The organism is Methylophilaceae bacterium (assembly GCA_018398995.1).
GTDB lineage: Bacteria > Pseudomonadota > Gammaproteobacteria > Burkholderiales > Methylophilaceae.
This window is the reverse complement of sequence record CP073759.1, coordinates 366,664-379,043: the sequence shown is the minus strand read 5'-3', so window position 1 is coordinate 379,043 and position 12,380 is coordinate 366,664. Positions and strand designations below refer to the sequence as shown.

General features: G+C 43.1%; 15 protein-coding genes. 12 read left to right on the top strand and 3 right to left on the bottom strand.

The genetic code is table 11. The annotated features are described in order from the left end of the window. The first annotated feature begins 20 nt into the window (after positions 1 to 20). From KFB94_01885 to KFB94_01855, 7 genes are all read left to right on the top strand, one after another. Entirely contained in the window at positions 21 to 1,475 is a 1,455-nt protein-coding gene (locus tag KFB94_01885) for an ABC transporter substrate-binding protein (protein QVL45891.1), read from the top strand. Positions 1,476 to 1,481: 6 nt separating this feature from the next. Continuing rightward, entirely contained in the window at positions 1,482 to 1,964 is a 483-nt protein-coding gene (locus KFB94_01880) for a L,D-transpeptidase (GenBank protein QVL45890.1), read from the top strand. Beyond that, positions 1,957 to 2,865 carry an ABC transporter permease gene (locus KFB94_01875; GenBank protein QVL45889.1) on the top strand — a complete coding sequence of 303 codons (909 nt, stop codon included), beginning with the start codon at positions 1,957 to 1,959 and terminating at the stop codon, positions 2,863 to 2,865. The genes KFB94_01880 and KFB94_01875 overlap by 8 nt, the downstream gene beginning before the upstream one ends. A gap of 13 nt (positions 2,866 to 2,878) precedes the next feature. Then, the gene (locus KFB94_01870; protein ID QVL46527.1) at positions 2,879 to 3,682 is read left to right on the top strand and encodes an ABC transporter permease; all 804 of its coding nucleotides are present in this window, start codon (positions 2,879 to 2,881) and stop codon (positions 3,680 to 3,682) included. A gap of 119 nt (positions 3,683 to 3,801) precedes the next feature. Next, on the top strand, positions 3,802 to 4,980 hold the full coding sequence (locus tag KFB94_01865) for a class I SAM-dependent methyltransferase (protein QVL45888.1): 1,179 nt from the start codon (positions 3,802 to 3,804) through the stop codon (positions 4,978 to 4,980). A 31-nt stretch (positions 4,981 to 5,011) separates the two neighbouring features. Continuing rightward, positions 5,012 to 6,058, top strand: a complete 1,047-nt coding sequence (gene nagZ / locus KFB94_01860; protein QVL45887.1) for a beta-N-acetylhexosaminidase — start codon at positions 5,012 to 5,014, stop codon at positions 6,056 to 6,058. A gap of 118 nt (positions 6,059 to 6,176) precedes the next feature. Further along, positions 6,177 to 6,869 carry a Bax inhibitor-1 family protein gene (locus KFB94_01855; protein QVL45886.1) on the top strand — a complete coding sequence of 231 codons (693 nt, stop codon included), beginning with the start codon at positions 6,177 to 6,179 and terminating at the stop codon, positions 6,867 to 6,869. Between the two features lie 38 nt (positions 6,870 to 6,907). Here the strand turns inward: KFB94_01855 and tadA are convergent, their stop codons facing one another. Continuing rightward, complete coding sequence (tadA, locus tag KFB94_01850) at positions 6,908 to 7,381, bottom strand: tRNA adenosine(34) deaminase TadA (GenBank protein QVL45885.1); 474 nt, start codon at positions 7,379 to 7,381, stop codon at positions 6,908 to 6,910. 35 nt (positions 7,382 to 7,416) lie between these two features. Further along, on the bottom strand, positions 7,417 to 8,319 hold the full coding sequence (locus KFB94_01845) for a LysR family transcriptional regulator (protein ID QVL45884.1): 903 nt from the start codon (positions 8,317 to 8,319) through the stop codon (positions 7,417 to 7,419). A gap of 118 nt (positions 8,320 to 8,437) precedes the next feature. Here KFB94_01845 and KFB94_01840 point away from each other — a divergent pair, with 118 nt between their 5' ends. From KFB94_01840 to KFB94_01820, 5 genes are all read left to right on the top strand, one after another. Beyond that, positions 8,438 to 9,145: a pirin family protein gene (locus tag KFB94_01840; GenBank protein QVL45883.1), complete on the top strand. Its 708-nt coding sequence runs from the start codon at positions 8,438 to 8,440 to the stop codon at positions 9,143 to 9,145. A 61-nt stretch (positions 9,146 to 9,206) separates the two neighbouring features. After that, complete coding sequence (locus KFB94_01835; protein QVL45882.1) at positions 9,207 to 9,785, top strand: YceI family protein; 579 nt, start codon at positions 9,207 to 9,209, stop codon at positions 9,783 to 9,785. Positions 9,786 to 9,809: 24 nt separating this feature from the next. After that, positions 9,810 to 10,889 (top strand): alkene reductase, encoded by a 1,080-nt coding sequence (locus KFB94_01830; protein ID QVL45881.1) that lies wholly within the window; start codon positions 9,810 to 9,812, stop codon positions 10,887 to 10,889. 45 nt (positions 10,890 to 10,934) lie between these two features. Further along, complete coding sequence (locus tag KFB94_01825; protein ID QVL45880.1) at positions 10,935 to 11,534, top strand: nitroreductase family protein; 600 nt, start codon at positions 10,935 to 10,937, stop codon at positions 11,532 to 11,534. A gap of 36 nt (positions 11,535 to 11,570) precedes the next feature. Then, on the top strand, positions 11,571 to 11,942 hold the full coding sequence (locus KFB94_01820) for a thioredoxin family protein (GenBank protein ID QVL45879.1): 372 nt from the start codon (positions 11,571 to 11,573) through the stop codon (positions 11,940 to 11,942). A gap of 72 nt (positions 11,943 to 12,014) precedes the next feature. Here the strand turns inward: KFB94_01820 and KFB94_01815 are convergent, their stop codons facing one another. After that, entirely contained in the window at positions 12,015 to 12,362 is a 348-nt protein-coding gene (locus KFB94_01815) for a hypothetical protein (protein ID QVL45878.1), read from the bottom strand. Between the last annotated feature and the right edge of the window lie 18 nt (positions 12,363 to 12,380).

The window sequence follows — 12,380 nt, the reverse complement described above, 5'->3', positions numbered from 1 at the left end:
TACAGTAAACTGTCACCAAGATGAAGTTGATACCGTTTATTGTTGTATTGTATTTATTGATGCTTGCCGGCTGTGCTAAGCAATCGCCTGATGGCGCAATTCATTTTGCCGTTGCACAGGCGCCGATTAATCTAGACCCGCGTTATGCAACAGATGCCGCCTCGGAGCGTGTTAATCGCTTAATCTATCAGCGTTTAGTGGAGTTTGATGTTGCGTCAAAACCAATACCTAGTTTAGCCAATTGGCATCAGATTAGCCCAACACATTATCGGGTGTCGTTACGGCAAGATATTGCGCCTTTTCATCACGACAAGCCATTAACAGCGGTAGATGTAAAAGCAACGTATGAAAGTTTATTGTTGTTAAACGATGCGCCACATGCCGCTGAGTATCGCCATATTCATCGTATTGAACTCATTAATCAGCGTACGTTGGACTTTCAGTTAACAGAAGTCGATACCGATTTCCCAGCAAAGTTGATAATAGGTATTTTGCCTAAAGATTTAATTGATCAACAACATAATTTTACCCATCAACCTGTTGGTAATGGCGGGTTTCAGTTTATCTCTTGGCACAGGCAGTTAATCTTAAAGCGCTTGCGCGACAATCAATTTATCACACTGACAGAGGTGAAAGATCCGACTGTAAGAGTGCTTAAATTAATGCGTGGGGAAACGGATTTATTGCAAGGTGATTTGCCGCCAGAGTTAGTGCAATATCTACAAAAAAAATCTGATGTGAAAGTAAAAACAGCACAAGGCACTAATTTTTCTTATCTAGGCTTGAATATGCAAGATCCTGTTTTAAAGCAGCTTAAAGTTAGGCAAGCCATTGCCCATGCGATTGATAGGGAAGCGATTGTGAAGCAAGTGATGGTTGATGATACCCGTTTGGCAGAAGTGATACTGCCGCCTGAGCATTACGCTGGTAATGCCGCATTGCAGCATACTGAATATAACCCCGCGCTGGCAAAACAACTATTACAATCGGCAGGGGTTTCACTGCCATTAAAATTGGTTTACAAAACCAGCACCGATGCACAACGTGTTCGGTTAGCCACTGTTTTACAGGCACAAATGATACCTGCTGGCATTGATTTAGAGATTCGTAGTTTAGACTGGGGTACTTTTTTTGCAGAAGTCAAACAAGGTCGCTTTCAATTATATGGTTTAACCTGGGTGGGCATTAAAACGCCTGAAATTTATACCAAGGTATTTGGTTCACAGTTTATGCCACCCAAAGGTTTTAATCGTGGCGGTTATAGTGATGGCGAACTTGATGCATTCTTAACGGCAGAAAATTGGCCTGCAGTCACCGCGCGTATTCAGGCGCAATTACCTTATATTCCATTATGGTATGAAGGGCAGGTCGCCGTGATGCAAAACAATATCCGTGATTACAACCCACAAGCGGATGGTAATTGGGATAATTTAGCAAGCGTTCAAAGGTTAGCTACAAAAGGTCGGCTACAATAAGCAACTATGCACATTAATATTTCTATCGCTAAGCAAACACTCACCTTGTTCGATCATGATGGTGAGTTGATGGCACAGTTTCCAGTGTCTACTGCTGCTAACGGTGTTGGTTGCGAAAAAGACAGTGGTTGTACGCCTTTAGGCGCGCATGTGATTCGTGCCAAAATTGGAGAAAATGCAGCGCCAAACACGGTCTTTGTTGCCCGCAGAGCCACTGGAGAAATTTGGTCACCAGCACTCATGATTGCGCATCCAAAGCGTGATTGGATATTGACCAGAATATTGTGGCTATCAGGCAAAGAGATTGGTAAAAATCGCTTAGGTAATGTGGATACCATGCAGCGCTATATTTATATTCATGGTACGCCCGATACAACTCAGATGAACGTGGCTGGCTCGCATGGTTGTGTGCGTATGCATAACAATGACATCATCCAGTTGTTTGATTGGGTTTCTGTCAACACTACCGTTCAAATTGATAATGATTAGCAGATTATTCGGGTTTATCACCGTCATTTTTGGCGTATTAGTACTCACTTTTTTATTGATTCATCTAGTGCCAGGCGATCCGGTTGAGGTCATGCTGGGTGAATCAGCTAGCATGGCAGACCGTGAAGCTTTACGTGACCAATTAGGTTTAAATCAGTCACTGATTCGTCAATTTGCTATTTATTTAAATAACCTCGCTCACGGTGACTTAGGTCAATCGATACACACAAAAACGCCTATTATCGAGTTGTTTAAAACACGCTATCCAGCCAGTATTCAATTGGCATTATTATCCATGTTAATTGGATTATTAGTGGGTGTGCCGCTGGGTGTTTATGCCGCATTAAAAGCAGGTCGGTGGCAAGATATTGTGGTCACTATCGTGAGTGTGCGCTTATCAGCCATGCCTGTCTTTTGGCTAGGTCCCATTCTTATGCTGGTGTTTGCTGTTTGGTTGGGTTGGCTACCAGTGAGTGGTATGGATGAACCCGCAGCGATTATTTTACCTGCCCTCACGCTAGGGTTTGGTCTTAGCGCAATTCTGACAAGAATGACGCGCACCAGTCTGTTAGAAGTGCTGAATGAAGACTTTATTCGTACTGCTCGTGCCAAAGGATTAAGCGAGCGCACAGTGATTGTGCGCCATGCCTTACGTGCAGCCTTGTTGCCAATAATAACGATTGTAGGCTTGCAAATGGGCAGCCTACTGGCGGGAACTGTCATTACTGAAACCATCTTCAGTTGGGATGGAATTGGTCTTTTGTTAGTAGAGAGTATCGAAAAACGCGATTACCCTGTTACACAAGCTTGTGTATTGGTCATTGCATTAAGTTATGTCGTGATTAACTTTTTAACCGATGTTGTCTATCGGCTCGTTGATCCAAGAATGAGGCAAGCTTGAGATGACGAACATGATAAAAAAAATCGTTTTGAGCATTCTTATTTTCTGGCTGTTTGCAGTCATTATCGGTCGTGCATTTGGCTTGCATGGAAATGAAATTGACCTAACGCGCGTATTGGCCAGCCCAAGCTGGCAACATTGGTTTGGTGCAGATGATTTAGGCCGTGATATTTTTTCACGTATTTTACGTGGTGTAGAGGTTTCATTTGTGGTGGCGTTTTGTGTGACGGTAGTGACGATGAGCATTGGTGTCAGTATAGGTTTATTGGCTGGTTTTTATGGCGGTAAATTAGATAAAGTATTGATGCAAATCACAGATATTTTCTTGGCTTTTCCTGGCATTTTGTTAGCCATTGCATTTGCTGCGGTATTAGGGCCAGGTATTGTCAATTTAATGATGGCGCTTTGTTTAACTGGTTGGGTGAGCTATGCGCGGTTAACCCGTGCGCAAACTTTAAGCTTACGCCATCGTCAACATGTGTTGGCATCAGAATCTTTAGGTGCAAGGCCACTGCGCTTGATGCGTTATCATATTTTTCCACTTTTGCTTTCTGTTTTAATTGTAGAAGCGACCTATAGCTTAGCCAGCATCATGATTGCTGAGGCTAGCCTGTCATTTCTAGGCCTGGGCATACAAGCGCCCGATGCTTCATGGGGCGCAATGTTGCGTGATGCAGTACGCTATATGCTCGTTGCACCGCATTATGTGCTGTTAGTTGGTGCGAGTTTGATGAGCTTGATTTTGGCAATTAATTTAGGAGGGGATTACCTCCGTGATAAACTAGACATTGCGTCTTCTTCCGCCAATGCAAGCTGACGTTGTTGCTGCGCTTAGCCGTACTAATGAACTGTCTTCGGCTTGCTATCCAGTCAGCCTGCATTTGTGAAAGAAGACGCTTTTTAATCTGTAAAACTACCATCTAATAGGAACACCCTTTGACACAAGCACCCACCATCACTTGGCAAGAAAACAAAAAAACCAAAGAAGCGCTTTGGCAATCTGCAGCAAATAATCAACCACCTAAAAGAATTCAAGTGATTGACGACACCATCAAAGCCGACGCTGCCTACAAGCTCGTTTGCGAAGGTACTGCCTTGTTGTGGCGTGGTGATTTTCAAAATGCCAAGCATTTATCGCAAGCGATTTCACGGCGAATTGATAACCGTGATTTAAAGCCAAAAGCGAAAAATAAACGCAATAAAGAATTGAAAACAGGAGAGCTACTTCATCCAAAAGATCAGTTTCATTTATATCGTAAAAGTCAGATAGAGCGTGCGCGGACGCTAGGCATGTTGTTGGTGGAGCTAACAGGTGATTATCGCCTACCTTACAATCGTGCGCCTGATATTGCTGATGCATGCGAGCATGCTTATGGCAAAAGTGAAAGCCACCATTCACGCTTGGTTTCATTGCGCGAAGTGTTGGGGCTAATCGGCGCTTATGAGTGGCATAAAAAAGGCGTAGCAATTCCACAATTAGAGGCGAGTATTACGCCAAGTTACGGTGTCTACTCACCTGTGCGTGCTGAATATATTGACTTAGTCAATACGACGCCACTTAACAATATGTCCGTTGCCTTTGATATTGGCACGGGAACAGGCGTATTAGCAGCTATTTTAGCCAAAAGGGGCATGAACAAAGTTATTGCAACGGACACCGCCTCGCGCGCCTTGATTTGCGCGAAACATAACATCCAAAAGCTAGGCTACACAGATCAAGTTAAAATCATCAATGCTGATTTATTCCCACCAACCGATGCAGGTCTTGCCGACTTAATTGTCTGCAACCCACCTTGGCTACCAGCCAAAGCGAATAGCACGATTGAGCAAGCGGTGTATGATCCTGACAGCCAAATGCTTAAAGGCTTTTTAAAAGGCGTTAAAAATTATTTAGCCGTGAATGGTGAGGCATGGCTAATTCTTTCCGACTTTGCTGAGCATTTAGGATTGCGAACAAAAGAGGAGTTGCAGCAGTGGATTGCGAATGCAGGCTTAGCAGTGATAGAGAAATTGGACATTGCACCTAAACATGGTAAAGCGAGCGATCCATCAGACCCACTACATCAAGCACGCTCAAAAGAAGTGACTTCCCTTTATCGTTTACAAGTAGTTTAAAATACGCATCATTGCGTGATAGAAAGTGAATATGTCGTTAGGTCCAGTCATGTTAGATGTTGTCGGCACGGAGTTGACTGCTGATGATATTCGTCGTTTACAACACCCATTAGTTGGGGGTGTTATTTTGTTTGCGCGTAATTTTGAACATGGCGCGCAATTAAAAGCATTGACAGCAAGTATTCATAAAGTGCGGCAACCGCCATTATTGATTGCAGTTGACCATGAAGGTGGGCGTGTACAAAGGTTTAGAGAAGGATTTACCAAAATCCCACCGATGCGTGAGTTTGGCAAAATATGGGATAAAGACCGCAAAAAAGCGATGGCATTAGCTGTTGAAGCGGGCTGGATTCTAGCGGCTGAATTGCGTGCGCATGGGGTGGATTTTAGTTTTACCCCTATTTTGGATATGGACTATGGCGATAGCTTGGTGATTGGCGACCGCGCTTTTCATTTGGATCCACGTGCGATAAATGAATTGGCGTTTAGCTTAATGCAAGGTCTGAAAAAAGGTGGTATGGCTGCAGTAGGTAAACATTTTCCAGGACACGGTTATGTGGTCGCCGATTCACATGTCAGCATTCCAGTTGATGAGCGCGAGTTTGACCAAATCGCACAAAATGATATGCAGCCTTTTATACACATGATTGATGAGGGTTTGCCTGCGATGATGCCGGCGCATGTGATTTATCCCAAAGTGGATGATAAGCCAGCAGGTTTTTCTACAAAATGGTTGCAAAAAGTATTGCGTGAACGTTTAGGTTTTAATGGTGCGATTTTTAGTGACGATTTAAGCATGGAAGGCGCAACCGTGGGTGGCGATGTGACAACACGTAGTTTGGCTGCACTACACGCTGGCTGCGATATGATTTTATTATGTAATCGACCAGATTTAGCGGATGAGCTATTAGAAAATTTGGTTTGGAAAATGTCTGCACAAAGCATCATCCGATTAACGCGTATGCATGGCGGTCATCATCCGCAAAGCATAACGCAATTGCGAGAAAGCGGCGTATTTGCAGATGCCGTGAAACGCGTTGCCATGGTAGGGCAGTCGGAAGGCGATTTTTTTGCTTAATACGATTGATTGGTAAGGTTTAATCAAACATTCACAATTTGTTACTTGAAACTTTTAACAATAGTCGCTATCTTAGATAGTAATACCATTTGGTAGTTTTAATAAAGGAATTGATTTAATGGCTGATAATATTGAAGTATTAGGTCGCGAGAGCAGTGTCTCTAGCGCTACAAATAAAGTAATGCGAAATACTTACGCATTGCTAGGCTTGACCATGATTCCAACTGTGATTGGCGCAATGGTCGGTATGAGTATTAATTTTTCTTTCTTATTTGCTGCCAGCCCAATCGTTGCCTTTATCGGCATCATGGCAGCGGTGTTTGGCATGAGTTGGTTGGTGACTAAAAATGCAAACAATCCAGCGGGTGTATGGCTACTGTTTGGCTTTACTTTTATCATGGGTTTATTGTTAGGACCAATCTTACAAGTCGCTTTAAGTTTAAGTAATGGCCCACAGTTAATTGCATTGGCAGCTGGCGGTACTGCGGCTTCCTTCCTAACCCTGGCTGCTGTTGCGTCGAATACTAACCGTGACTTTAGTTTCCTTGGTAAATTTTTAACAATTGGCTTTGTGTTAGTTGTTTTAGCCATTTTAGCTAACTTCTTTTTCAAAGTACCTGCGCTATCGCTAACCATTTCAGCGGTGGTTGTGTTGTTGATGGCTGGTTTTATCTTATATGAGATTAACCAAGTGGTGCGTGGTGGTCAAACTAACTATGTATTGGCTACATTAAGTATTTACATTAGCTTGCACAATATGTTTACACATTTATTGCATTTATTAATGGCATTAATGGGTAGCAGAGATTAGGTTCTAACTTGATCAAAAACCCGCTTCGGCGGGTTTTTTTATGCATCATGACGCCATTTTTTATTTCTTCGTTCTTTAAAAAATGCCGTTAATAAACCAGCGCACTCTTCGGCTAATACACCGCCAGTGACCTTTGTATGATGGTTTAGCTTAGCTTCTGCCATCAGGTTAATCACACTACCACAAGCGCCTGTTTTTACATCATTGGCGCCATAAACCAAGTGGGCAATACGCGCATGTTGAATGGCGCCAGTGCACATGGCGCAAGGTTCTAGCGTGACATATAAAGTACAATCAATGAGGCGATAATTGCTTAGATTATTTGCGGCATCCCGTAAAGCCAGAATTTCGGCATGTGCGGAAGGATCGTGTTCTTTGATAGGCGCGTTGTAGCCACGCCCAACGATTAGCCCATTTTTTACGACGATAGCACCCACAGGCACTTCGCCTTCGGCTTGCGCTTCTTGGGCTAATGCAATGGCTATTTGCATAAAATGTTGATGCTCAGACATGTGTTATTTTAATCATGGAAAATGGTATTGTGGCATTACATGAGTAACTCTTCTAGCGATAATTGGGCCAGTTGCTTAATTAACCACTGTTGTGCCTTGCCAATTTCTGTGTCATTACGCCAAGCTAAAAAAATAGGGCCAACTGGCTTTGCTTCGGCGACCTCTTTAATGATGAGCTGGTCTGGATATTGTAGTGCGAGTTGTTTGGGTATAAATCCAACACCTAACCCAGCGATTTGTGCAATTATTTTTGCGTGCATATCTGGAACTGTTAATACATCTTGTCCTGATAAAATACCTGAAGTGCGTGGCGCTAGATGGCGTGAGCTGTCCGCAGCAGCAACAGCGCGATGAGCAATGATGTCTTGATTGCTGAGGGGCTCGGCTTGTTGAGCTAATGGATGATGAGGTGCAACGGCGAATACAAAACTCAAGTGGCCTAATAGTTTGGTCGCATAACCGCCACCTGGCGGCACGTCGCCTGGGGCACCAATGGAAATATGCGCACCTCCTGAAAGTAATGCGTCCCAGCTACCGCCAAATACTTCGCGCGAGAGCTTAATGCGGGTGCCAAAGTTTTGTGCATAAAAATCAGCCAGTACATGAAAAATAGGCGACATACTAAATAGGTCGCTGATGGAAATATTAATATCAGTTTCAATGCCAGTTGCAATGCGCTTCACTCTTGATTCCAGTGCTAGCGTTGCATTGAGTAACTGACGTCCTTCTTTCAGCAATGCTGCACCAGCCGCCGTTAATGTGGCACGATGCCCACTGCGATCAAATAAAGTAACGCCTAAATCTTCTTCGAGCTTTTTAATGCTATAAGTGAGCGCAGATGGGACACGGAATAACGATTCTGCCGCTGCCGCAAAGCTCCCTTTGCGATCAATTGCGTCAATAATTTCTAGCGCTTCTATTGATATGTTAAGTGACATAATGGGTTCATTTTTTATTCAGATTAATTGAATAAGTTAAGCAAAAATATCCGCTATGAATGCTATTTCAATCGATATAATATACTATTTTTAATTCAACTATATTGAATAATTTTAGATGATAAAGATTAGAAAATCAGATGAACGTGGTTATGCAGATCATGGGTGGTTAAACGCACGCCACTCTTTTTCGTTTGCTGAGTATCATGATCCAGCCAATATGGGTTATTCGGTTTTGCGGGTGATTAACGAGGATGTGATTGCTGGTGGTGGCGGATTTGGCATGCATTCGCACTGCGATATGGAAATTATTACTTATATTTTGTCAGGCGAATTGCGCCATCGCGACAGTTTGGGTAATGGTGCTGTGATTGGTGTTGGTGATGTGCAACGGATGACAGCGGGTAGCGGCGTCAGGCATAGCGAGTTTAATGCATCGGCAGATGCGCCTGTGCATTTGTTGCAAATTTGGTTATTGCCTGCAGAAAATAATTTGCCGCCCAGTTATGAGGATAAACACTTTGCGCAGGAACAAAAAAAGAATCGTTGGTGTTTGATTGCATCGCCTGAGCTTAGTGACAACGCGTTGAAAATTCATCAAGATGTACGTCTATATGCAAGCTTGTTATCAGCGCAATCTACTGTAGCGATGGACTTGTATATTAAGCGTTGCGCCTATTTACAAATTGCCAAAGGTGAAGTATTTGTTAATGGCATTGCGTTAACAGCGGGTGACGCCGCTAAAATTGAACAAGAAGTAACAGTAGAAATAGAGGCTCAATCAGCTGCAGAGCTGCTCTGGTTTGATCTGCCCGTGATTGAATAAACAAACCAGCAACTTTTTGACCGCATGGGTGGTCGGATACTTTCTTGAAAGAGTAGAAATAATGAAAAAACAGCTTGTAGGACTATTGAGTTTTTTATTGATGTGCCATGGTGTGATGGCGGCTCCAGACACTTATCAAATTGATAATAAACACAGCTTTGTCAATTTTACTATTCGCCATGTGGTGGCTAAAACGGCGGGCAGCTTTACCGATGTGACAGGTGTGATTAAGATTGATAGGGATCACTTAGAAAAATCAAGTGTGGAAGCTAAGATTGCGGTTGCGAGTGTGAATACTGGATTAGCTAAACGTGATGAGCATATTCAAAAATCAGAATATTTAGATGCGGTTAATTTTGGTGAAATAACCTTTATTAGCAAGTCTATAAAAGCGACTTCTGCAACTGAAGGGCTGATGACGGGTGATTTCACTTTGCATGGCGTCACAAAATCAATCACGATGCCTTTTAAAGTGTTAGGCTTTGGCGCTGATCCATGGGGCGGACAACGTGCTGGATTTGAAGCGGCAACGATAATTAAAGCCTCTGACTATGGGTTTGGTTGGATGAAAGAAAGCAATGCGCCAATCGGCGACGATATAGAAGTAACTTTGTTTATTGAAGCGATTAAAGCAAAATAAACGATACACAATAAAGGGATAAGAATGACAGCTGATTTGTTTTCTGCCGTTAGTTTAGGCAGCATTAATTTGAGTAATAGAGTAGTGATGGCACCACTTACACGTAACCGTGCAGGCGAGGGCGGTGTGCCGCAAGCAATTAACGTAAGCTATTATGAACAGCGTGCGACTGCAGGCCTCATTGTGACCGAAGCAACGCCCATTTCTAGTATGGCACATGGTTATCCTGCATTGCCTGGTATTTATACGGATGAGCAAGTGGCTGGATGGAAAAAAGTGACGGAAGCTGTGCATGCCAAAGGTGGAAAAATTGTCATTCAGTTATGGCATGTCGGACGTATTTCTCATCCTAGTTTATTACCCAATAATGCATTGCCTGTGGCGCCTTCTGCTATCAAGCCTGCCGGACAAGCGTTTACGTATCAAGGTTTGCAAGACTATATGGAGCCGCGTGCATTAGCAGCTCATGAGTTGCCTGCGATTGTGCAGGACTATGTGCATGCAACCAAATGCGCGATTGCAGCGGGCTTTGATGGGGTGGAAATTCATGCCGCCAACGGTTATTTATTGGATCAGTTTTTACGCGATGGTAGCAATCAACGTATTGATGCCTATGGCGGCAGCGTCGAGAATCGCGCTCGCTTATTATTAGAAGTGACAGAAGCGGTAGTTGGTATCATTGGTTCGGATAAAGTGGGCGTGCGACTTTCACCTGTTAACCCATTTAATGATATGCAGGATAGCAATCCGCAAGCCATATTTAATTATGTTGCGATGGCGCTTAATCAATTTAATTTGGCTTATTTACATGTGGTGGAAGGTGGCATTCATGGCGGCGGGGTGGCGGCACCATTTGATTTTTCTGCTTACAGAACGCTATTTAAAGGCAAGTACATGGCCAATTTGAGTTACGATAAAGCACGTGGAAATGCGGCGATTGCCAGTGGTCACGCCGATTGTATTGCTTTTGGTGTGCCGTTTATCGCAAATCCAGATTTAGTCGCACGCTTTAAAATAGATGCGCCATTGAATGAAGCAAATAGTGATACATTTTATGGTGGTAGTGCAGAAGGCTATATTGACTATCCCTTCTTAGCGCATTGATTTTAAAAATAGATAACAATAGTAACAATTGATTGGAATGAATACATGCAAAAACCAGCAATAACACAAGCCCCCATCCACGATATCATTGCGCACCGTTGGAGTCCGCGCGCATATGATCCTCATAAAACGGTAAGCCAAACGCAAATTCTGAGTTTGTTAGAGGCTGCACGTTGGGCGCCATCTTGTTTTGGTGATGAGCCCTGGCGTTTCATCGTGTGGGATAAAACGCAGGATGCCGAAGCCTGGAAGGGTGCTTTTGATTGTATTGTGCCAGGCAATCAAGATTGGGCAAAAGATGCCCCTGTTTTGATATTGATTTGCGCAGACACCTTGTTTAGTCATAATCAAAAACCCAATCGCTGGAGCGCGTATGATACAGGCGCTGCTGCTGTTAGCTTATGTCTGCAAGCAACCAGTATGGGATTGGTCACTCACCAAATGGGTGGCTTTAATGGCGAGCAAGCGCGTACCAAATTTGGTATTCCTACTCAGATTGAACTATTGTCGATGCTTGCTGTTGGCTATGAAGCCCATATAGATAGTTTATCGGATGAGCGTAAAGAGCGTGCGCTAGCACCACGCAAGCGAAGCACATTAGGTGAGCTGTTTTACGATGGTGTGTGGAATAAGCCTATCATCTGATAAAATGTTATTTTAATTTACTTTATAGGACACCCCATGGCAGTTGTAACGCTGACAAAAGAGAATTTTAAAGACACAATAGAAAAAAATGACTTTGTGATCGTCGATTTTTGGGCGCCTTGGTGTGACCCTTGTGTTGCATTTACCCCAGTTTTTGAAGCGGCTGCTGAAAAAAATCCTGACATTGTCTTTGGCATGGTAGATACAGAGCAAGATCCTGAAATAGCTGAATATTTTGATGTTAATAAAATTCCAGGTATTTTAGTGGTGCGTGAACAGGCGGGCATTCATGCGCAACAAGGAGAAATTGGTGCGCCAGCATTAGATGAGATTATCAAATGGGCACGCGAAAAAGACATGAGCGCATTGCATCAATATTATGCGGATGAAGCTGCAAAAAATAAATAATTTAGTGTATTGTTAAAAATAAAAAAAGCCGTTCAAAACGGCTTTTTTAATGGCTAATGCTGACTAGTAGCCTTAAAAGGCATTGGTGGTAATAAACTTAAAAATATAATAGACGCCTAGCAGCATCACAATGTACATGGGTAAATTACCACTTTTTTTTGTTTCAGACGCATTGGGTGTGCTAATCCAGCGATTCAATAGCCAAAGTGTAACAAAAATTACAGGAATAAATAACATCGTCATCGTTGATTGAAAAAGGTAAAAAAGGCTTTGGGTAAATAAGCCATCTTCTTTGAACATATCTAACGCAACACCAATAATGCCGATCAGCATGAGAATAAAATAGGATGTCGATGTCACGGTTCGCATGAGCGAATCTGGGCGAATGTCAGCGTTCTTTTTGTATTTGTTGGGCTCCATAATCGTTTAATTTCCCTT

Excerpts from the sequence above, each read along its gene's own strand:
- KFB94_01885 (QVL45891.1), top strand. The coding sequence starts at position 21 with ATGAAGTTGATACCGTTTATTGTTGTATTGTATTTATTGATGCTTGCC.
- KFB94_01840 (QVL45883.1), top strand. The coding sequence starts at position 8,438 with ATGATAAAGATTAGAAAATCAGATGAACGTGGTTATGCAGATCATGGG.
- KFB94_01815 (QVL45878.1), bottom strand. The coding sequence starts at position 12,362 with ATGGAGCCCAACAAATACAAAAAGAACGCTGACATTCGCCCAGATTCG.
- nagZ (QVL45887.1), top strand. The coding sequence starts at position 5,012 with ATGTCGTTAGGTCCAGTCATGTTAGATGTTGTCGGCACGGAGTTGACT.
- KFB94_01830 (QVL45881.1), top strand. The coding sequence starts at position 9,810 with ATGACAGCTGATTTGTTTTCTGCCGTTAGTTTAGGCAGCATTAATTTG.
- KFB94_01855 (QVL45886.1), top strand. The coding sequence starts at position 6,177 with ATGGCTGATAATATTGAAGTATTAGGTCGCGAGAGCAGTGTCTCTAGC.
- KFB94_01825 (QVL45880.1), top strand. The coding sequence starts at position 10,935 with ATGCAAAAACCAGCAATAACACAAGCCCCCATCCACGATATCATTGCG.
- KFB94_01835 (QVL45882.1), top strand. The coding sequence starts at position 9,207 with ATGAAAAAACAGCTTGTAGGACTATTGAGTTTTTTATTGATGTGCCAT.
- KFB94_01820 (QVL45879.1), top strand. The coding sequence starts at position 11,571 with ATGGCAGTTGTAACGCTGACAAAAGAGAATTTTAAAGACACAATAGAA.
- KFB94_01875 (QVL45889.1), top strand. The coding sequence starts at position 1,957 with ATGATTAGCAGATTATTCGGGTTTATCACCGTCATTTTTGGCGTATTA.
- tadA (QVL45885.1), bottom strand. The coding sequence starts at position 7,381 with ATGTCTGAGCATCAACATTTTATGCAAATAGCCATTGCATTAGCCCAA.
- KFB94_01880 (QVL45890.1), top strand. The coding sequence starts at position 1,482 with ATGCACATTAATATTTCTATCGCTAAGCAAACACTCACCTTGTTCGAT.
- KFB94_01845 (QVL45884.1), bottom strand. The coding sequence starts at position 8,319 with ATGTCACTTAACATATCAATAGAAGCGCTAGAAATTATTGACGCAATT.